Source organism: Rhizobium sp. BT04 (genome assembly GCF_030053135.1).
Lineage (GTDB): Bacteria > Pseudomonadota > Alphaproteobacteria > Rhizobiales > Rhizobiaceae > Rhizobium > Rhizobium binxianense.
The window spans coordinates 3,583,873-3,603,486 of the sequence record NZ_CP125652.1 but is presented as its reverse complement, the minus strand read 5'-3'; the positions used below and the strand labels follow the sequence as shown (position 1 = coordinate 3,603,486).

The following is a 19,614-nucleotide window of genomic DNA, read 5'->3' as shown; positions in this document are numbered from 1 at the left end:
GAAGATCCCATAGCAAAATCTGAAAACACGGGAGGTAGTCGTGAACTATCTTGGTAAGATTCATGCTCGCTCTGCGCAAACTTCGGCTCGTGATGCAAATGATCCATCCGGAATATCCCGTCCTCCCAAGAGAGTTCTTGTCGCCGGCGGTGCAGGTTTCCTCGGATCACATCTGTGCGAGACGCTTTTGGCCGCCGGACACCAGGTGATCTGCCTCGACAACTTTTCCACCGGCATGCGGCCCAATATCGCCCATCTGAAGCGAGTCGATCGCTTCAATGTCGTCGCCCACGATATCGTCCACCCGCTCGATCTGGACGTCGACGAGATCTATAACCTCGCCTGCCCGGCATCGCCCCCGCATTATCAGGCCGATCCGGTCCATACGACAAAGACCTGCGTGCTGGGCTCCCTCAACCTTCTGGAGCTGGCCGCGCGCACCGGCGCACGCATCCTTCAGGCATCCACCTCCGAAGTCTACGGCGACCCGAACGTCCACCCGCAAGTCGAAAGCTACTGGGGCAACGTCAATTCGTTCGGGCCGCGCTCCTGCTATGACGAGGGCAAGCGGTGCGCCGAGACGCTGTTCTTCGACTTCCACAACACGCACGGCGTCGAGATCAAGATCATCCGCATCTTCAACACCTACGGCCCGCGGATGCGTCCGGACGACGGCCGCGTCGTCTCGAATTTCATCGTACAGGCCCTGACGGGGCAAGACATCACGATATATGGCGACGGTTCGCAGACCCGCTCGTTCTGTTTCGTCGATGATCTCATCGGCGGCATGGTCCGCATGATGGCCTCACCGCCATCGCTGACGGGGCCTGTAAATCTCGGCAATCCGGGCGAATTCACGATCCGGGAGCTGGCCGAGCAGGTAATCGGATTGACCAGCTCCCGGTCGCAAATCATCCATCGCGCTCTGCCGGTTGACGATCCCCGGCAGCGTTGCCCCGATATTTCGCTTGCCATGCAGGAACTCGACTGGCGGCCGAAGATCGACTTGTCGAGCGGCCTGCGTCACACGATCGACTATTTCGATGGCCTTCTCACCCGTCCGGCACGCGAACTGGAGGCGGTCTGATGGATGCGCCCCGGGTCCTTGTCACGGGCGGTGCCGGCTATATCGGCAGCCACACCGCCAAGCTCCTCCGCTCGGAGGGAATTGAGCCTGTCGTCTACGACAATCTCACGACCGGAAACCGTTCGTCCGTGCGCTGGGGCCCTTTCGTCGAAGGTGACGTCCTCGACTCGCCATGCCTGATCGAGGTCATCGAGAAATATGCTCCCGATGCCGTCATCCACTTCGCCGCCTCGGCCTACGTGGGCGAGTCCGTGCAAAACCCAGCGAAATATTACAACAATAATGTCTGCGGTGCATTGTCGCTTATCGATGCCTGCCGGCAGACGGGGCTTCAGAACGTCATCTTCTCATCGAGTTGTGCCGTCTACGGCGTCCCCTCCGTGCTGGCGATCGATGAGACGTTGCCGAAGGCTCCGATCAATCCCTACGGCAAGACCAAGCAGATCGGCGAGGATATGCTCGCCGATTATGCGGCGGCCTACGGCCTGCGGTATGTTGCCCTGCGTTACTTCAATGCGTGTGGAGCCGATCCGGACGGCGAGCTTGGCGAATGGCACGTTCCGGAAACCCATCTCATTCCGCGGGCGCTGCTGGCCGCGGCCGGCCGGATTCCGCACCTGGAGATATTCGGCGATGATTACGATACCCCTGACGGGACCTGCATAAGGGACTATATTCACGTCGCAGATCTCGCGCGCGCCCATGTTCAGGCCTTCACCCATCTCGCCAAAGGCGGAGCAAACCTCGCTGTCAACCTCGGCACCGGGCGGGGTTTTTCCATCAGGGAAATCCTGCGCGTGATCCAGGAAACGACCGGGTGCGAAGTCCCGGTCGTCATCCATCCACGCCGGCCGGGCGATCCGCCCAGCCTCTACGCCGACGCCAGCCTGGCCCGCCAGACGCTCTGCTTCCAGCCTCGATATTCCGACCTCGAAACCATCGTGCGGACGGCGGCTCCGTTCTTCGGACTGGAGGCGCGCGCGTGACCGAACTTGCGATTACCCAAGCGACGCATGCTCCGGAACTCTCCCACGAGCCGCTTCTTGTCCCGGTTCTGACCGGACATCGGCGGACCGAATATCTGGTCTCGGCGGCCGTATGGGCCTGCGCCCTCGCCTATTTCTGGATCTGGTGGCTGGAGCCGCGCCATCACGTCGATGCTTTCGGCACAATTACGGTGAGCCTCGTTCTTTCCTGGGTTACCGCTCTGCCGGCCTATTTCATCGTCGTCTTCTATCGGGCGGCAAGACCGAACGGTCCCTTGCGCCTGCCGGCGGGCAGTCGAGTGGCCATGGTCGTGACCAAGGCGCCGGCCGAACCCTTCTCGGTCGTCAGTGAAACCCTGCTGGCGATGCTTGCCCAGGAGGTGGAACACGACACCTGGCTTGCCGACGAAGATCCTTCCCCCGAGACTCTCGACTGGTGCTCCGGGCACGGGGTCCTCGTCTCGACCCGCAAGGGGCGATCCGATTATCATCGGACGTCGTGGCCCCGACGCACGCGGTGCAAGGAAGGCAACCTCGCCTTCTTCTACGACCACCACGGCTACAACAGCTACGATTTCGTGGCGCAACTCGATGCGGATCATGTTCCCGCGCCCGACTATCTCTTCCACATGCTGCGTCCGTTCGCCGATCCAAAGGTCGGCTATGTCTCGGCCCCCAGCATTTGCGACAAGAACGCTTCCGAAAGCTGGTCGGCACGTGGAAGGCTCTATGTCGAGGCCAGCATGCATGGCTCGCTCCAAGCCGGTTACAATGGCGGCCTGGCGCCGCTGTGCATAGGGTCGCATTACGCGGTACGCACCGTCGCCCTCAAACAGATCGGCGGCCTCGGCCCGGAGTTGGCTGAAGACCATTCGACGACATTGATGATGAATGCCGACGGCTGGCGGGGTGTGCATGCGCTGGATGCCATCGCCCATGGTGACGGCCCTAGAACCTTCAGCGATCTCGTGACGCAGGAATTCCAGTGGTCGCGCAGCCTGGTCATGGTGCTGTTGCGGTACTCGCCGAGCCTCGTCGGCCGGCTGCCGCCCCGGCTCAAGTTCCAGTTCCTGTTTTCGCAACTCTGGTATCCGCTTTTTGCGTTCTTTATGTTGCTCATGTTTGCGTTGCCGATCATCGCGCTCATGCGCGGCCAGAACTTCGTGACGGTGACCTATCCAGATTTCCTGGCGCATTTCGCACCGCTTTCTATCGCTCTCGTGGTGATGGCTTATCGCTGGCGCGCCAGCAGCTCGTTCCGCCCCTACGACGCCAAGATCCTGAGCTGGGAATGCATGCTCTTTCTCTTCGCGCGCTGGCCCTGGGCGCTCGCCGGCACGCTGGCTGCGGTGCACGATTTTGCGACAGGCTCCTTCGTCGATTTCCGCGTCACGCCGAAAGGGCGGTCCGAAGTCGATCTGCTGCCGGTGCGTGTCCTGGCGCCCTACGCTTTGCTGGCGCTCATGGCGGTATTGCCCGCCCTGGCAATCGGCGATGCCGGCGCCTCCAAGGGGGGTTACTTCTTTACAATCCTGAACGCGGCAATCTACTGCGCGCTGCTGTTGGTCATCGTCGGGCGCCATTCGAAGGAAAATATGATTGCGGCGGCGCCGCGTTTCTACCGTCCGGCGATGGCGACCGTGCTTCTTGCGCTCGTCGCGCTGCCGGGGGTTGCAACCGTCATGCGCGGACAGGATGCGACCGAGGCACTCGCCTGGGGCAGCGGCCGCCTTCAGCTGTTCGAAGAGCGCTATGCCGTCTCCGGTGCAGGCCGGGGCGGGACTGCCCTGCGCACAATCTTCTTCAAACCACGATGGATTTCCGCTCCGGAGGAGATCCAACTGAGAACGGATGCCGCTCACCCGGATGTGCGGCCGAGCGTAGAGGAAGTACACAATGCATAGCCCATCCAAAATAGCCCTGTTGTCGTTAACCGGCCTGTTGCTGTCGGGAGTCGCGGTCCTGCCGACCGCTCTGGGCAGCTTTGCCGAAGGGCAGCCGCTTGCAATGACGACATCGTCCATTGCGCCGCCGACCAAAATGCCGGTCGTCACGAAGGAGTCGATCACGTTCGGCGCCTATGATCCGCACGGAGATTTAGGCGCCTCGCCCGATTCGAAGATCGAACACCTCTTCCTGCCCTGGGAAGATGTCGATCTGGGCACGCTCACCCTCGCCGACAATTATGCGCAAGCGCGTGGCCGCACCCTGCTGATCTCGGTCGAGCCGTGGACCTGGTCAGCCGATTGGCGCCAAACCTCGCAGGAACTGCTGCACAGCATCCTGGACGGTTCGCGCGATGCGAACATGGCCGCCATCTGCTCGACTGCTGCCAAGCTGAAAAGTCCGGTCATCATTCGCTGGGGACAGGAAATGGACGAAACCGACAGCCAGTTCTCCTGGTCGCATTGGCAGGGCGCCGATTATGCCAAGGCCTATCGCCGGATGGTGGAGGTCTGCAAGGTCCACCTGAAGACGGCCAAATACATGTGGTCACCGAAGGGCAATGAGGGGCTTCAAGCCTTTTATCCCGGCAACGATGTCGTCGATCTCATCGGGCTCTCGGTCTTTGGCCTGGAGCAATACGACAGGGACAAGACTGGCCGTGACCAGACGTTTGCCGAGCACCTTGCGCCCGGCTACGCCCGTGTCGCTGGTTACGGCAAGCCCATCATGGTTGCCGAACTCGGCTACGAAGGCGACGATTCCTTCGTGCGAAACTGGGCTGAGAGCGTAACGAAACGCTATCCCCAGTTCCCGGCGCTCAGCGCCGTCATCTACTTCAACGACCGTGAAGTCTATCCGTGGCCGGACGGCTATGGCCGCCCCGACTGGCGGGTCGTCCGCGAAAGCATCAATTGAACAAGAAGGAACCTGAACATGTCCATGCTTCAAAAAATGCTCCTGGCCGTGGCCCTGACCAGCGGTATCGCCACGGCCGCGTCCGCTGCCGGAACCAATGAGCCTGCGGGGATCGAGACCGCAAAGCCGATGAGCAGCGCGGAAATCTATCGGCTCTACAACCAGAATTCCTGGATGTGGAAAGCCGGCGCCGGCTACTTCTCCACAAAGGCGCGTCGCTTTACCGCCTGGTCGCGGGAAAATGGCTCGCCATCCTTCGGCATGGGCCGCTGGTTCATCACGGAGTCGGGGAAACTCTGCTTCAACGCCGACTGGCACGCCAAGACCGGAACGGCGACGGCAATCACCTGCTTCAGCCACCGCAAGAAGGGCGGCCTGATCTATCAGAAACGCGAACCGGACGGTGAATGGTACGTTTTCAAGAGCGCACTGGCACAAGCCACCGACGAATTCGCAAAGCTTCGCCACGGCGACTACGTAAGTTCTCAATTGGGGAGGATTGAGACGAGCGTCAGTAGGACCAAATAAAGGCGAAGCTAGGGGTTGCGCGCGGCCGAGGCGCCATCTGTTTCCTTGTAGGAGCCGATGCCTGCGCGCAACCCTTTTCATAAAAGATCGCGAAGCGCCTTCAAAAGGCGGCGAACGGACGCCCGGGGCCTCTTTATGCCACTGATTTACATGGATTTATTGGACGTCTGTGGACGTTAGTAGACAACTAGCCTGAGGGGCAGCTGGAGCGGGTGAAGGGAATCGAACCCTCGTATTCAGCTTGGGAAGCTGCTGCTCTACCATTGAGCTACACCCGCGATGCGCTGAGATTTCCAACAGATGGGGGCCGCTGTCAAGTCGCGGCCGCCGGGAAGCCTCAGATGCGGAAGTGCTTCGAGAGCTTGAGGCCCTGGGCCTGGTAGTTGGAGCCGAGGCCGGAGCCGTAGAGGCTGGCGGGCTTTTCCTGCATGTGTTCGTAGACCAGGCGGCCGACGATCTGGCCGTCTTCGAGGATGAAGGGCACTTCGTGGCTGCGGACTTCGAGCACGGCGCGGCTGCCGCGGCCGCCGGCCGGGGCATGGCCAAAGCCCGGATCGAAGAAGCCGGCATAATGGACGCGGAATTCGCCGACCAGCGGATCGAAGGGCGTCATCTCGGCGGCATAATCCGGCGGCACGTGCACCGCCTCGCGCGAGACGAGGATATAGAACTCGTCGGGATCGAGGATCAGCTCGTTGCGACCGCGGCTATAGAGCGGCTCCCAGAAATCATAGATGTCGTGCTGATCTTTCTTGTCGACATCGACGACGGCGGTGTGATGTTTGCCGCGATAACCGATCAGGCCGTCCTTGTCGCCGGCAAGGTCGATCGACAGCGCGATACCGCCGCCCGATACGTTCGGCTGCTTGCTGGCGACCAGGGTCTCGCTTTCATGCAGCTTCAACAATTCCGGCTCGCCGAGCAGGGAATGGCCGACGCGGAAGCGGATCTGCGACAGGCGCGAGCCGCGGCGCACGACGATCGGGAAGGTGCGCGGGCTGATTTCGAGATAGAGCGGGCCGGAATAACCCGCCGGGATCTTGTCGAATTCCTGGGCGTAGTCGGTAATGACGCGGGTAAAGATATCGAGGCGGCCGGTCGAGCTCTTCGGATTGGCCGAGGCCGACATGTCGGCCGGCAGCGCCAGGCTCTCCATCAGCGGCACGATGTAGACGCAGCCGGTTTCGAGCACCGCGCCTTCGGTGAGGTCGATGACATGCAGGCTCAGCCGGTCGAGCTTGTCGGACACCAGGTGCGAGGGCCCGGGCATGAAGCTGGCGCGCACGCGAAAGGCCTTGGCGCCCAAGCGCAGGTCGAGACTTGCCGGCTGGATCTGGTCGCGGTCCAGCTCCCGTTCGGAGATCAGACGCTCCGCTTCGAACAGCGCGGAGATCGCGCGATCCGCCAGAATTCCCGTTTCACGAGCCATCATGCCTCATCCATCATTTGCCGCCGACAAAACCAAACTCGGGGAATTGACGCAAGCAGCTAACAGCAGTATTGCAGAATTATCCCGTGGTGATTTGGCCGGTCGGCTTGCAGCCACGTTAAACAAGTGGCTAAAAAGACCGGGTTGAAACCGGTCTGCTTTTGCGACCGGTTTTTTTGTTATGTGAAGGTGATGGCATGAGCAAGACCTGGCGCCCGGCAACCCAACTCGTCCACGGCGGAACGCTGCGTTCGCAATATGGCGAGACCTCCGAGGCAATCTATCTCACGCAAGGTTTCGTCTATGACACCTCGGAAGCGGCCGAAGCCCGCTTCAAGGGCGAGACCGACGGCTTCATCTATGCCCGCTACGGCAGCCCCACCAACGACATGTTCGAAAAGCGCATGTGCATGCTCGAAGGCGCCGAAGACGCCCGCGCTACCGCCTCCGGCATGGCGGCCGTCGCCGCCGCAGTCCTCTGCCAGGTCAAGGCCGGCGACCATATCGTCGCGGCCCGCGCCCTGTTCGGCTCCTGCCGCTGGGTTGTGGAAACATTGGCGCCGAAATACGGTATCGAATGCACGCTGGTCGACGGCCGCGATCTCAAGAATTGGGAAGAGGCGATCCGGCCGAACACCAAGGTGTTCTTCCTGGAAAGCCCGACCAACCCGACGCTCGAGGTGGTCGATATCGCAGGGGTCGCCAAGCTCGCCAACCAGGTCGGCGCCAAGGTCGTGGTCGACAACGTCTTCGCCACGCCGCTGTTCCAGAAGCCCTTGGAGCTCGGCGCCCACATCGTCGTCTATTCCGCCACCAAGCATATTGACGGCCAGGGCCGCTGCCTCGGCGGCGTGGTGCTTGCGGACAAGGAATGGATCGACGAGAACCTGCACGATTACTTCCGCCATACCGGCCCGGCCATGTCGCCGTTCAACGCCTGGACGCTGTTGAAAGGCATCGAGACGCTGCCGCTACGGGTGCGCCAGCAGACGCAGAATGCGGCGAAGATCGCCGACTTTCTGGCCGAGCAGGGCAAGGTCGCCAAGGTGATCTATCCCGGCCGCAAGGACCATCCGCAGGCCGATATCATCGCCAAGCAGATGACCGGCGGCTCGACCCTCGTCGCCTTCGAGCTGAAGGGCGGCAAGGAAGCGGCCTTCGCGCTGCAGAACGCACTCGATATCGTCAAGATCTCCAACAATCTCGGCGACAGCAAAAGCCTGATCACCCATCCGGCCACGACGACGCACAAGAACTTGACGGAGGAGGCGCGTGCCGAACTCGGCATCTCTCCCGGCACGGTGCGCCTTTCGGCCGGCATCGAGGATACCGACGACCTGATCGAGGATTTCGCCAAGGCGCTTGCCAAGGTCTCGGCCTGACCGACTGGAATAGCGGCCGGACCCATTCGCGGTTCGGCCGCTGCCGGACCTCGCTCCGTGAGGTCGGGGGGAACAAGTTCGCCCGCGCCGGCGTTCGGAGGTAAAATTAACACTGACGATTAGGCTTAACGATCGAAAACCCTTCGATCATGACGGTTTCATCACTGATCAACGTTCCGTTCCTTGACGGACATGGCCTCTTTATAAGATACGGGTAACATATCTTGACTAAGGTGCAAGGCATGTATCGCGCCCTCACAAAGGATATCGAAGTCGTCGTCGAACCGTTCTATCTGGAGGAGCAATCCGATCCGGAAGACGATCGCTATGTCTGGGGTTACCGGATTGTCATCAGCAACAATTCCGGCATAGCCGTTCGCCTGGTCAACCGTTACTGGAACATCACCGACCAGAACGGACAGGTGGACGAAGTGACAGGCCCCGGCGTCGTCGGCGAACAGCCGCGGCTCAGCCCCGGCGACACCTACGAATATTCCTCCGGCTGCCCGCTCGACACCCCCTCCGGACTGATGTTCGGCCATTACCAGATGGAAACGGACGAAGGCGAGATATTCGATGTCGACATCCCCGCCTTCTCGCTGGATTCACCGGGGCTGCTGCGGGTGCTTAACTGACGTATGATCCCGAAATCGAGCGCAGATTGAAAGCGGCAGAGGGGCCCAGCGCGTCCTATGAGCGCAGGGCATCCAGACGTCATCTTCCGTCAATCATCTGCTAAGGCGCGTCGCGATCTTTCAGGTTCGCGTGCCGCGCTTTAGGTCTTTGTTTTTCGTATGTCTTTGCTAAAACTGCTGCACGCGCGACATGCTTTAAAGGTCAAAAGGATCCGAGGCCTGAGTACCTGGCTTTGCTTCAAACGGATCTTTTGATTGTGGCGGCGCCGGCTGTTGGGCAACGGCAGCATTTACCGCTTTTTGGCAGGCGAGCATCTCGTCGGTTGCCTTGACGGAATTTTTTAAACTCAGGGCAACAATCTGTTTTCCGTTAAAGGTCGCGCGAAAGCTCAATTTACGAGCGAACTCGGCAACCAAGCTCGAATCCTTAAAATCGATCCATAATGCCTTAAAGCCATCAAGGTCCACGGCGCTCGCATCAACTGTCCATTTTGAGCGATCTAAATAAAATTCAAGGGGATACTGCTTCCCGTCTTCCAAGGATTTCCAATTTACATTTCCAATCAGAATGTAAAAAGGACTTTCCTTTTTGACATAATTGAGGCCAAGACGAAAAACCGTGCCGTCTTCGAAGGAAGTCAGAACAAAGCAGCCGTTGCCTAGGGTCTTGTCGACAGCCACCTTCCAGCCGCCGACTTCTTTCCATTGGACTGTCTCGTCATCAGCCAAGCTCATTCGTGGCACCGCAGCTATGAGTGCGAGTACAAAAAACAAAAGTCGCATCAACGCCCCATCCCGCTTTCTTAGGCCAGAACCAAGAAACAGAATAGGTGCACAGTGACTACGCAAAGTCGAGTCACCGTGCTGCATCATCGCTAATCTTTTATTGCTCGCTGTGCGTGTCCTCAACCTTCGGCCGGCTGAAGCTCGGCCGGCTCGAAGCGGTAGGTGGTCGAGCAGAATTCGCAGGTGACGGCGATTTCGCCGTTTTCCTGGCTGGCCTCGATCTCCTCGGCGGTGAAGCCCTTCAGCACGCCCTTGATCTTGTCGCGCGAGCAGCTGCAGCGGTCGAAGACGGCGCGCGGTTCGTAGACGCGGACACCGCGCTCGTGGAACAGGCGGAACAGCAGCCGTTCGGTACCAACCAGCGGATCGGTCAGTTCATCGGCGTCGATGGTCTCGACCAGCGAACGGGCTTCGAGCCAGGCATCGTCCTCACCATGCGGGCGGCTGCCGGTGTCGCCGTCGCCGCCGTGGAGATCCGGCCGGCGCATGCGCTCGGGTGCTTCCGGCAGGAACTGGGCGACAAGGCCGCCTGCCCGCCAGCGATGGCGCGGCTTGCCGGCATCGTCGCGATCGAAGAGTTCGGCTGCGGCCAGGCGCACCCGTGTCGGGATCTGCTCCGACTGACGGAAATAGACGCCGGCAATCTCCTCGAGCGAGGTGCCGTCGAGTTCGACGATGCCCTGGTAGGGCTGGCCGAACTTGCCCTGGTCGATGGTGAAGGCGAGCACGCCCCGGCCGAGCAATTGCTCCGGCTCGGTTTCGCCTGCTGCGATCGCTTTGTTGAGCAGCGCCTGATCGAAGCGGGCATAGGCGCGGACATTTTCCGGCGTCGCGAAATCGGCGACGAGAAGATCGACCGGGCCATCGCCCTTGGTCTGCACCGTGAACTTGCCGTCGAATTTCAGCGAGGTGCCGAGCAGCACCGTCAAGACGACGACTTCGGCAAGCAGGCGGGCGACGGGTGCGGGGTAATGATGGCGCTCGAGGATCGCATCGAGCATCGGGCCGAGCTGGACGGCGCGGCCGCGCACGTCCAGACCCTCCACCTGGAAGGGGACGACATGGTCATCGCCGGCGAAATCAAACTGGCCGAGGGCGGCTGCAGCTTCTGCCATGGCTTTACTCCTAGTTTCGGAGCGATGGGTCAGCGTGCCCTTCGCTCGCGCGGCCGCAGGTCTATGACTCGCGGCATCCGATTATGGTTCAGATCGCGCCCAGGCACCAAGCAAGAATCGACTTCTGCGCATGAAGACGGTTTTCCGCCTCATCGAAGACCACGGATTGCGGACCGTCGATCACCTCGTCCGTCACTTCCTCACCACGATGAGCCGGCAGGCAATGCATGAACAATGCATCATTGCCGGCCTTCGCCATCAAGGCCGCATTGACCTGGTAAGGCTGGAAGACATTGTGACCCCGGGCCCGATGTTCCTGATTCATGGAGACCCAGGTATCGGTCACCACGCAATCGACGCCTTCGACCGCACGGTCGGCATCATGGCAGAGCATGATTTCGGCGCCCTCATTGCGGGCCCAGTTCAGATAGTGATCCTTGGGCTCCGAACCAAGAGGCACGGCCATGTTCATGCGATAGCCGAAGCGCGCAGCCCCTTCGACCAGCGAATGCAGCACATTGTTGCCGTCGCCGGTCCAGGCGATGGTCTTGCCCTTGATCGGGCCGCGATGCTCTTCGAAGGTCATGATATCGGCCATGATCTGGCAGGGATGGGTGTCATCCGTCAGCGCATTGATGACCGGCACGGTCGCATGCTCGGCGAGTTCCAGCAGCCTGGAATGCTCGGTGGTGCGGATCATGATCGCATCGACGTAGCGCGACAGCACCTTGGCGGTGTCGCCGATCGTTTCGGCGCGGCCGAGCTGCATTTCGGTGCCGGACAGGAACAGCGTTTCGCCGCCGAGCTGGCGCATGCCGACATCGAAGGAGACGCGGGTGCGCGTCGACGGCTTTTCGAAGATCATCGCCAGCATCTTGCCGGCGAGCGGCTTGTCGCCGGTGCCGGCCTTGAAGGCCTGCTTGCGGGCGAGCGCATCGTTCATGATGGTTCTGAGATCGGCAGAGGTGACCGCCGAAAGATCGAGGAAATGTTTAGGAGCCATGGTCTTCTTACCTGTCTGCGCCCGAGGGCGGCAATCTCTTCAAGCCGTCTTCTTGACCTTGGAGGCGCGAATGCTCTCGGCGGCGCGCTCGATGCGGGCAAGACCCTCGCGGGCTTCCTCGGCGGTGACGACGAGGGGCGGAAGAAGGCGGATGACGTTGTCGCCGGCGGGCACGCCGAGCAGATGGGCGGCGCGGATCGCCTGCAGCAGTTCGGCCGAGGGAATGGCGGCCTTGACGCCGAGCAACAGCCCCTCGCCTCTGATATCCTCAATCACATCGGGATAGCGATCCTTCAGCGAGGCGAGGCCCTGGCGGAAAACCAGTGCTACGTCGCGCACCTGCTGGAGGAAGCCATCGGCGAGAATGATGTCGAGCACGGCGCTGCCGACGGCCATGGCAAGCGGATTGCCGCCATAGGTCGAGCCATGCGTGCCGGCCTTCATGCCGGAGGCAGCCTCTGATGTGGCAAGGCAGGCACCGAGCGGGAACCCGCCGCCGATGCCCTTGGCGACCGCCATGATGTCGGGGGTGACGCCCGACCATTCATGGGCGAAGAGCTTGCCGGTACGGCCGACGCCGGTCTGGACCTCGTCGAGGATCAGCAGCAGGCCGTGTTCGTCGCAGATCTGGCGAAGCGCCTTCATGAATTCGGGGGTGGCGGGACGCACGCCGCCCTCGCCCTGCACCGGCTCGATCAGGACTGCGGCCGTGGCATCGGTGATCGCGGCGCGCACCGCTTCGATATCGCCGAAAGCCACCTGATCAAAACCCGGCGCCTTGGGGCCGAAGCCTTCGAGATATTTCTCCTGGCCGCCGGCGGCGATCGTCGCCAGCGTCCGCCCGTGGAAGGCGCCTTCGAAGGTGATGATATGGAAGCGCTCGGGATGGCCCTTGGAATACTGATAGCGGCGCGCCGTCTTGATCGCGCATTCGAGCGCCTCGGCGCCCGAATTGGTGAAGAACACCTTGTCGGCGAAGGTGGCGTCCGTCAGCCGTTTGGCCAGGCGCTCCTGGCCGGGGATCTCATAGATGTTGGAGAGGTGCCAGACCTTGTCGGCCTGCTCCTTCAGGGCGCCCACCACATGCGGATTGCTGTGGCCGACCGAGGTGACGGCGACGCCGGCGCCGAAATCGAGATATCGCTCGCCGCTTTCGGTGATCAGCCACACGCCCTCGCCTCGCTCGAACCGCAGCGGGGCACGAGAATAGGTGTCATAAAGCGGCGCGGCTTCAGCCATGGCGCGATCTCCCGATCTAAAGTTATGGGGCGACTGACTCCGGCTAAGAAAACCAGGCCCGAAAAATCAAAAATGCCGCCTTGCGGCGGCGACTGGCACTATTTCCTTTTCGCGCTGCAATGTCAACAAAACTGCGCCCTTAGCGCATGCAGCAAGGGTGTGCAGCGGCATTTTCAGTCTTCAACAGGCATTATTGCAGAAATGCCACGCAGGGGCAGCAAGTTGGGGAAAACTACGAATTCGATTCATCCGGATTCATGCGACTCTTGTCACGGAGTCAGCCTCACACTAGGTTAAAGTTCAATTACTAGACTGCATGCGGCGGAACTAGTCACCAAAATTGATCAAGCGTTTCTTGTTTCGGAGCTCCCGGGACAACGGTGAGGGATTCTGCCATCACCAACGCAAAAGGTGGAGACAGGGCATGAACTGGACAGACGAGCGGGTCGAGAAACTCAAGAAGCTTTGGGCCGAAGGACTGAGCGCCAGCCAGATCGCGGCGCAACTTGGCGGTGTCAGCAGAAACGCTGTTATCGGCAAGGTTCACCGACTGAGCCTTCCGGGCCGTGCCAAGGCCGGCGGCACCAGCACCGCGGCGCGAACGCCGAAGCGCAATACAGCGGCACCGCGCGCGCCGAACTACGCCTCTCGCGTCACCACCCGCACCGTTACCCGCCAGCAGGGCGCAACGATGCTGAAGGAAGAGATCGAGATCGAAACGATCGAGGAAATGGAATATGTGCCGAGGGGCAACGTGGTCGTGCCGATTTCGCGCCGCCTCGGCCTGACGGAACTGACCGAACGCACCTGCAAGTGGCCGGTCGGCGATCCGCTGAAGGACGACTTCCACTTCTGCGGCTGCGAATCCCCCGACAATTCGCCCTATTGCAGCTATCACCAGAAGCTCGCCTACCAGCCGGTCAACGAACGCCGCCGGGCGGCAGCGCGGGCTGGCTGAGAAGAACAGCATCGTTAGAATGCAGAAAACGGGCCGCGTGGCCCGTTTTTTTATGCGTGGATGGAAGCGCTCATTGCGGCTATGGCTGCCCCTCACCCTAACCCTCTCCCCGTAAACGGGGCGAGGGGACGTGCCACACGAGAGGTGTAGGAAGGGGAACGGAGACGTCGCGGCGGGGTCCCTTCGCCCCGCGAGCGGGGAGAAGGTGGCGGCAGCCGGATGAGGGGCAGTCCATCGCCGCGAACCGGACAGCAGCGGGACAAGCCCGAGCATCACGAAAGAGCCGTCGGCCGAGCTGTAGTGACGCAGCCCTCAGGCTTCCATCGAATACCCGGCGCCGCGGACGGTGCGGATGACGTCCTGCATGTTGGAGAAATTCAGCGCCTTGCGCAGCCGGCCGACATGGACGTCGACGGTGCGTTCGTCGACATAGATGTCGTGGCCCCAGACGCCGTCGAGAAGCTGCGAGCGGGAGAAGACCCGGCCCGGCGACGACATCAGGAATTCCAGCAGGCGGAATTCGGTGGGGCCGAGGCGGACTTCGCGGCTCTTGCGATGGACGCGGTGGGTTTCGCGGTCGAGCTCGATATCGCCGCACTTCAGCACCGTCGACAGCACCTCGGGACGGGCGCGGCGCAGCATCGCCTTGACGCGGGCAACCAGCTCAGGGGTCGAGAAGGGCTTGACGACATAATCGTCGGCCCCCGTCGAAAGTCCGCGGACGCGCTCGCTCTCTTCGCCGCGCGCCGTCAGCATGATGATCGGCAGGCGCTCGGTTTCCGGCCGCATGCGCAGGCGCCGGCAGAGCTCGATGCCGGAGACGCCGGGCAGCATCCAATCGAGGATCAGAAGATCGGGCGTGCGCTCCTGAAGCCGCATTTCGGCTTCGTCGCCACGAAGGATGGTATCGACCTCGAAGCCTTCCGCTTCGAGATTGTAGCGAAGAAGCACGCTCAGGGCTTCTTCGTCTTCAACAACTGCAACTCTCGGGATCATGCGTCTCGGTCTCCTCGCGCATGATCCTTAAACCGGGGGTGATTTAAGCAATGCATCCTGCGCAAATTCACAAACTGGCTGCGACCTCTTTGCGCGCCCGCACGGGCGCGCATGCAATTGACTGGTCCGGGCGACTGGCCCGGGCTGTCCGGGCGACTGGCCCGGGCTGTCCGGGCGATTATTCCGTAACCGCGCCGACGGTGTTGGCGCTGTCGTCCTTCGGACGATCGCCTTCCGGCTGCGCGCCGGTCGCCATGTAATAGATCGTCTCGGCGATGTTGGTGGCGTGGTCGCCGATGCGCTCGATGTTCTTGGCGCAGAAGAGAAGATGCGTGCAGCTGGTGATGTTGCGCGGGTCTTCCATCATGTAGGTCAGGAGCTCGCGGAACAGCGAGGTGTACATCGCGTCGATCTCGTTGTCGCGCTCGCGGATCGCATTCGCCTTGTCGGCGGCGCGCGTCGTGTAGACGTCGAGCACTTCCTTGAGCTGGACGAGCGCCAGCTCGGACAGATGCTCGAGGCCGCGGGCGAGCTTGCGGGGAACGCCGGTGCTTTGGACGGCGATGACGCGCTTGGCGGTGTTCTTGCCGAGGTCGCCGACGCGTTCGAGATCGGCGGCGATGCGGATCGAACCCATGATCTCACGCAGGTCCGCGGCCATCGGCTGGCGGCGGGCGATGGTGACGATCGCCTTGTCGCCGATTTCGCGTTCGGCGTGATCGAGGATCACATCGTCGGAGATGACCTTCTGCGCCAGCGCGGTATCGCCGTTGACCAGCGCCCGTACGGATTCGGCGACCATCTGTTCGGCCAGGCCACCCATTTCGGAAATCCGCCTGGAAAGGAACTTCAGATCATCATCATAGGCAGAATAAATATGTGTCGATGCCATGGGGCTTTATCCTCGAATAACGGAAAGGCTTGGTAACGCCAAAATCAGCCGAAGCGACCCATGATGTAGTCCTGGGTGCGCGGATCGTCGGGATTGGTGAACATCTTGTCGGTGTCGTTCTCCTCGACGAGATTGCCGAGGTGGAACATGGCGGTGCGCTGCGAGACGCGCGCGGCCTGCTGCATGGAGTGGGTGACGATGACGATCGTGTAGTTCTCGCGCAGTTCGTGGATCAGCTCCTCGACCTTGGCGGTGGCGATCGGGTCGAGCGCCGAGCAGGGCTCGTCCATCAAGATGACTTCAGGGCTGACGGCGACGGCGCGTGCAATGCAGAGGCGCTGCTGCTGGCCGCCCGAAAGACCCGTGCCGGATTCATGCACGCGGTCCTTGACTTCGTTCCAGAGACCGGCGCGCTGCAGGCTGGTCTCGACGATCTGGTCGAGATCGGCCTTCGACTTGGCGAGGCCATGGATGCGCGGGCCGTAAGAGACGTTTTCATAGATCGTCTTCGGGAACGGATTCGGCTTCTGGAAGACCATGCCAACGCGGGCGCGAAGTTCGACGACGTCGATATCGGGATCATAGATATCGTCGGTATCAAGCGTGATCTTGCCGGTGACGCGGCAGCCGTCGATCGTGTCGTTCATGCGGTTGAGGCTGCGCAGGAAGGTCGACTTGCCGCAGCCCGAAGGGCCGATCAGCGCGGTTACGGTGTTTTCGCGGATGTTCAGGTTCACGTCGAAAAGCGCGCGCTTCTCGCCGTAGTAAACCGAAACATCCTTTCCGATCATCTTATACGGGACGTTGCTCATCTTGTGATCCAGCGCCTTTTCAACTGCAGCTTCCGTCAACATGTTCATGATGTTTAACTCCGTTTACCAGCGGCGCTCGAAGCGACGACGCAAGAGGATGGCGCCCATGTTCATGACGATCAGGAACAGGAGCAGGACGATGATGGCACCCGAAGTCCGCTCGACGAAGGCACGTTCGGCCTCGTTGGCCCACATATAGACCTGCACGGGCAGGGCCGTCGAGGGATCGAGCGGTGTGGTCGGCGCGTTGGCGACGAAGGCGACCATGCCGATCAAAAGCAGCGGCGCGGTTTCGCCGAGCGCGTGCGCCAGGCCGATGATCGTGCCGGTGAGGATGCCGGGCATGGCGAGCGGCAGAACATGATGGAACACCATCTGCATCTTCGAGGCGCCGAGGCCAAGGGCTGCGGCGCGGATCGACGGCGGCACGGCGCGAAGTGCTGCGCGCGTCGCGATGATGATCGTCGGCAGGGTCATCAGCGTCAGCACCAGGCCGCCGACCAGCGAGGCCGAGCGCGGCAGGCCGATGAAGTTGATGAAGACGGACAGACCGAGCAGGCCGTAGACGATCGAAGGGACGGCGGCGAGGTTGTTGATGTTGACCTCGATCAGATCCGTCAGCTTATTCTTCGGCGCAAACTCCTCGAGATAGATCGAGGCGGCAACACCGATCGGCAGAGCGAGCACGAGCACGATCAGCATCAGGTAGAGCGAACCGATGAGGGCGACGCCGAGGCCGGCGGCCTCGGGACGGCTGGAATTGCCGTTGACGAAGAGGCCAGTGTTGAACTGCTTGTGGAGAGCGCCGCTCGCCTTCAGCTCGTTCATCCAGGCAACCTGCTTGTCGTTGACCTTGCGGTTCTTCTCATCGACCTTAAGATCGATCTGGCCCTTGCTGGCGCTGTCGACATTGGCGTCGGCGAGGACGGTGACATTGACTGTTTTGCCGATGATCGACGGATCGGCGATCACCATATCGCGCAGCTGGATCGGCGCACCCTTGGAGAGCATAGCGGTTGCATCGCGCACGTCAGGGCGGCTTGCGGCATTGATGTTCAGCTGCTTGACGATCGCGTCGCGCAGGAGAACCGGATAGTTGGCGGCGACCAGAACCGAGGGGTCGGTCGCTCGCTTATTGTCGGGGTCGATCGTCTTCTCGGTGAATTCGATCGGCAGCGTGATCGCCGTCTGCTGGAAGGCGGTGTAGCCCTTGCCGATCACCGTCCACAGCAGGATGAACAGGAAGACGAGACCGAAGGTGATGGCGGCGATGCCATAGGCCTGGAACCGGCGCTCGGCGGCGTAGCGGCGCTTGATGCCGATATCGCGGCGCGCAGGCGCCTTGGAGACGGTGACGCCTGATGTGGGAGAAACAATATCCGTCATTCGTACTGCTCCCGGTATTTGCGCACGATGTAGAGCGCATAGATGTTGAGGCAAAGCGTGATGCAGAACAGCGTGATGCCAAGGGCGAAGGCAACCAGCGTCTGCGGCGAGGTGAACTCGAGGTCGCCCGTCAGCTGGTTGACGATCTTGACGGTCACCGTCGTCATCGGCTCGAAGGGGTTGATCTGGATGCGGGCGGCGACACCGGCGGCCAGCACGACGATCATGGTTTCGCCGATGGCGCGCGAGGCCGTCATCAGCAATGCGCCGACGATGCCGGGAAGAGCGGCCGGCAAGACCACTTTCTTGATGGTTTCGGAGCGGGTGGCGCCGAGACCGAGCGAACCGTCACGCAGGGCCCGCGGCACGGCGGTGATGATGTCGTCCGACAGCGAGGAGACGTAGGGAATCAGCATGATGCCCATGACGATACCGGCGGTCAGAACGCTCTGCGCCTGAATGAAGTTGGTGTAGCTGCCGGAGAGCAGGCCGCTGACCTGAGCCGAGAAATCGCGCAGGAACGGGCCGACGGTGACGAGGGCAAAGAAGCCGTAGACGATCGTCGGAATGCCGGCGAGCACTTCGAGCAGCGGTTTGGCGACGCCGCGCACCTTCGGCGAGGCGTATTCGGCCATGTAGATGGCGGCAAAGAGACCGACCGGCACGGCGACCAGCATGGCGACCAGGCCGATATAAAGCGTGCCGAGCAACAGCGGGATCAGGCCGAACTGACCGAAGGACGAACTGCCGGCACCGGCAAAACGCGGATCCCAGACGGTGCCGAAGAAGAAGTCGGCGGCGGGAACGGCGGCAAAGAAGCGCGCGGCTTCCGACAGCATCGAAAGCACGATGCCGATCGTCGTCAGAATGGCGATCGAAGAGGCGAGCAGCAGGCCCCAAAGCATGACGCGCTCGACGCGGTTGCGGGCGCGGAAGCGCGGGGCAATGGCGCGCAGCGCATAGAAGGCGCCTGCGACAGCCAGAATGAAGACAACAGCCGTCATGACGAGGCGGCTCGTCATGCTCATGGCGTTGAGCTTCTTGGCGGCGTCGAGCATGTAAGGCTGGGGCTGGCCGGCAAGCGGCACACCCTTTTCGCTGAGCTTGGCCTGGAGTGCCGCCGGATCGCCGGCGACCGCTGCGGTTTCATCCGCGGTCAGCATCGTCAGGCCGCGGGCGACCGTCGCCACCATGGAATAGCCGAGATCCTGCTCGACGGCGGCTTGCGCCTTGACGTCGGCAGGAAAGGCGCCGCGAACGGAGGATTGGATGATGCCGGGGCTGACCGACAGCCAGACGCAGAGGACGATGAGGGCCGGAAGAACCGCCCAGATCGCCGCATAGGCGCCGTAATAGGCCGGCCGTGAGTGCAATGCCGAGGATCTGCCGCCGGCAAGCGCCGTGGCCCGGCTGCGCGCGACCAGATAGGCGGCGGCACCGATCACCACAAGGCACAAAAGTATGATGGATGTGCTCATTCGTTACGTCCCCAGGCCCGTAGCCCCCAAAGCCCGGCAG

Annotated in this window: 18 protein-coding genes, 1 tRNA gene and 1 riboswitch; of the genes, 8 read left to right on the top strand and 11 right to left on the bottom strand. The window is 61.7% G+C overall.

The features are described 5' to 3' along the window. The first annotated feature begins 40 nt into the window (after window positions 1–40). The 5 genes from QMO82_RS25815 to QMO82_RS25795 are packed head-to-tail and all read left to right on the top strand — an operon-like array spanning window position 41 to window position 5,463. Window positions 41–1,087 carry a UDP-glucuronic acid decarboxylase family protein gene (locus tag QMO82_RS25815; RefSeq protein WP_183605587.1) on the top strand — a complete coding sequence of 349 codons (1,047 nt, stop codon included), beginning with the start codon at window positions 41–43 and terminating at the stop codon, window positions 1,085–1,087. Next, on the top strand, window positions 1,087–2,073 hold the full coding sequence (gene galE / locus QMO82_RS25810) for a UDP-glucose 4-epimerase GalE (RefSeq protein WP_183605586.1): 987 nt from the start codon (window positions 1,087–1,089) through the stop codon (window positions 2,071–2,073). Before QMO82_RS25815 ends, galE begins: the two co-directional genes overlap by 1 nt. Beyond that, entirely contained in the window at window positions 2,070–3,977 is a 1,908-nt protein-coding gene (locus QMO82_RS25805; RefSeq protein WP_183605585.1) for a glycosyltransferase family 2 protein, read from the top strand. The genes galE and QMO82_RS25805 overlap by 4 nt, the downstream gene beginning before the upstream one ends. Window positions 3,978–3,996: 19 nt before the next feature. Further along, window positions 3,997–4,935 (top strand): glycoside hydrolase family 26 protein, encoded by a 939-nt coding sequence (locus QMO82_RS25800; protein ID WP_183606633.1) that lies wholly within the window; start codon window positions 3,997–3,999, stop codon window positions 4,933–4,935. Window positions 4,936–4,953: 18 nt separating this feature from the next. Next, window positions 4,954–5,463, top strand: coding sequence for a DUF995 domain-containing protein (locus QMO82_RS25795; RefSeq protein WP_183605584.1), 510 nt, complete (start codon window positions 4,954–4,956; stop codon window positions 5,461–5,463). A gap of 204 nt (window positions 5,464–5,667) precedes the next feature. Here the strand turns inward: QMO82_RS25795 and QMO82_RS25790 are convergent. Both QMO82_RS25790 and QMO82_RS25785 read right to left on the bottom strand, forming a co-directional pair. Next, a tRNA-Gly gene (locus QMO82_RS25790) sits at window positions 5,668–5,741 on the bottom strand. Between the two features lie 59 nt (window positions 5,742–5,800). After that, entirely contained in the window at window positions 5,801–6,895 is a 1,095-nt protein-coding gene (locus QMO82_RS25785; RefSeq protein ID WP_183605583.1) for a 2'-deoxycytidine 5'-triphosphate deaminase, read from the bottom strand. Window positions 6,896–6,968: 73 nt separating this feature from the next. Further along, window positions 6,969–7,047, top strand: a riboswitch (SAM riboswitch). 42 nt (window positions 7,048–7,089) lie between these two features. On the opposite strand from QMO82_RS25785, the gene QMO82_RS25780 reads away from it, so the two are divergent. Together QMO82_RS25780 and apaG are read left to right on the top strand one after the other, a co-directional pair. After that, a complete protein-coding gene (locus QMO82_RS25780) occupies window positions 7,090–8,274 on the top strand; it encodes an O-succinylhomoserine sulfhydrylase (protein WP_183605582.1) in 1,185 nt (394 codons plus the stop codon). A 242-nt stretch (window positions 8,275–8,516) separates the two neighbouring features. Beyond that, on the top strand, window positions 8,517–8,909 hold the full coding sequence (gene apaG, locus QMO82_RS25775; protein WP_183606632.1) for a Co2+/Mg2+ efflux protein ApaG: 393 nt from the start codon (window positions 8,517–8,519) through the stop codon (window positions 8,907–8,909). A gap of 195 nt (window positions 8,910–9,104) precedes the next feature. On the opposite strand, the gene QMO82_RS25770 is transcribed toward apaG, so the two are convergent. The 4 genes from QMO82_RS25770 to QMO82_RS25755 form a co-directional block, all read right to left on the bottom strand. Further along, a complete protein-coding gene (locus QMO82_RS25770) occupies window positions 9,105–9,692 on the bottom strand; it encodes a hypothetical protein (RefSeq protein WP_183605581.1) in 588 nt (195 codons plus the stop codon). Between the two features lie 122 nt (window positions 9,693–9,814). Then, the gene (locus tag QMO82_RS25765; RefSeq protein ID WP_183605580.1) at window positions 9,815–10,810 is read right to left on the bottom strand and encodes an Hsp33 family molecular chaperone; all 996 of its coding nucleotides are present in this window, start codon (window positions 10,808–10,810) and stop codon (window positions 9,815–9,817) included. 88 nt (window positions 10,811–10,898) lie between these two features. Next, complete coding sequence (gene argF, locus QMO82_RS25760; protein ID WP_183605579.1) at window positions 10,899–11,813, bottom strand: ornithine carbamoyltransferase; 915 nt, start codon at window positions 11,811–11,813, stop codon at window positions 10,899–10,901. 39 nt (window positions 11,814–11,852) lie between these two features. Next, window positions 11,853–13,052 (bottom strand): aspartate aminotransferase family protein, encoded by a 1,200-nt coding sequence (locus QMO82_RS25755; RefSeq protein WP_183605578.1) that lies wholly within the window; start codon window positions 13,050–13,052, stop codon window positions 11,853–11,855. A gap of 424 nt (window positions 13,053–13,476) precedes the next feature. Here QMO82_RS25755 and QMO82_RS25750 point away from each other — a divergent pair, with 424 nt between their 5' ends. Continuing rightward, the gene (locus tag QMO82_RS25750) at window positions 13,477–14,010 is read left to right on the top strand and encodes a GcrA family cell cycle regulator (protein WP_183605577.1); all 534 of its coding nucleotides are present in this window, start codon (window positions 13,477–13,479) and stop codon (window positions 14,008–14,010) included. Between the two features lie 312 nt (window positions 14,011–14,322). On the opposite strand, the gene phoB is transcribed toward QMO82_RS25750, so the two are convergent. From phoB to pstC, 5 genes are all read right to left on the bottom strand, one after another. Then, window positions 14,323–15,006 (bottom strand): phosphate regulon transcriptional regulator PhoB, encoded by a 684-nt coding sequence (gene phoB / locus QMO82_RS25745; RefSeq protein ID WP_010068798.1) that lies wholly within the window; start codon window positions 15,004–15,006, stop codon window positions 14,323–14,325. Window positions 15,007–15,184: 178 nt separating this feature from the next. Next, complete coding sequence (phoU, locus tag QMO82_RS25740) at window positions 15,185–15,898, bottom strand: phosphate signaling complex protein PhoU (protein ID WP_183605576.1); 714 nt, start codon at window positions 15,896–15,898, stop codon at window positions 15,185–15,187. 44 nt (window positions 15,899–15,942) lie between these two features. Next, window positions 15,943–16,758 (bottom strand): phosphate ABC transporter ATP-binding protein PstB, encoded by an 816-nt coding sequence (gene pstB, locus QMO82_RS25735; protein ID WP_003556197.1) that lies wholly within the window; start codon window positions 16,756–16,758, stop codon window positions 15,943–15,945. 15 nt (window positions 16,759–16,773) lie between these two features. Next, the gene (gene pstA / locus QMO82_RS25730) at window positions 16,774–18,096 is read right to left on the bottom strand and encodes a phosphate ABC transporter permease PstA (RefSeq protein ID WP_183605575.1); all 1,323 of its coding nucleotides are present in this window, start codon (window positions 18,094–18,096) and stop codon (window positions 16,774–16,776) included. Continuing rightward, window positions 18,093–19,574: a phosphate ABC transporter permease subunit PstC gene (gene pstC / locus QMO82_RS25725; RefSeq protein WP_183605574.1), complete on the bottom strand. Its 1,482-nt coding sequence runs from the start codon at window positions 19,572–19,574 to the stop codon at window positions 18,093–18,095. The genes pstA and pstC overlap by 4 nt, the downstream gene beginning before the upstream one ends. Window positions 19,575–19,614: the final 40 nt, after the last annotated feature.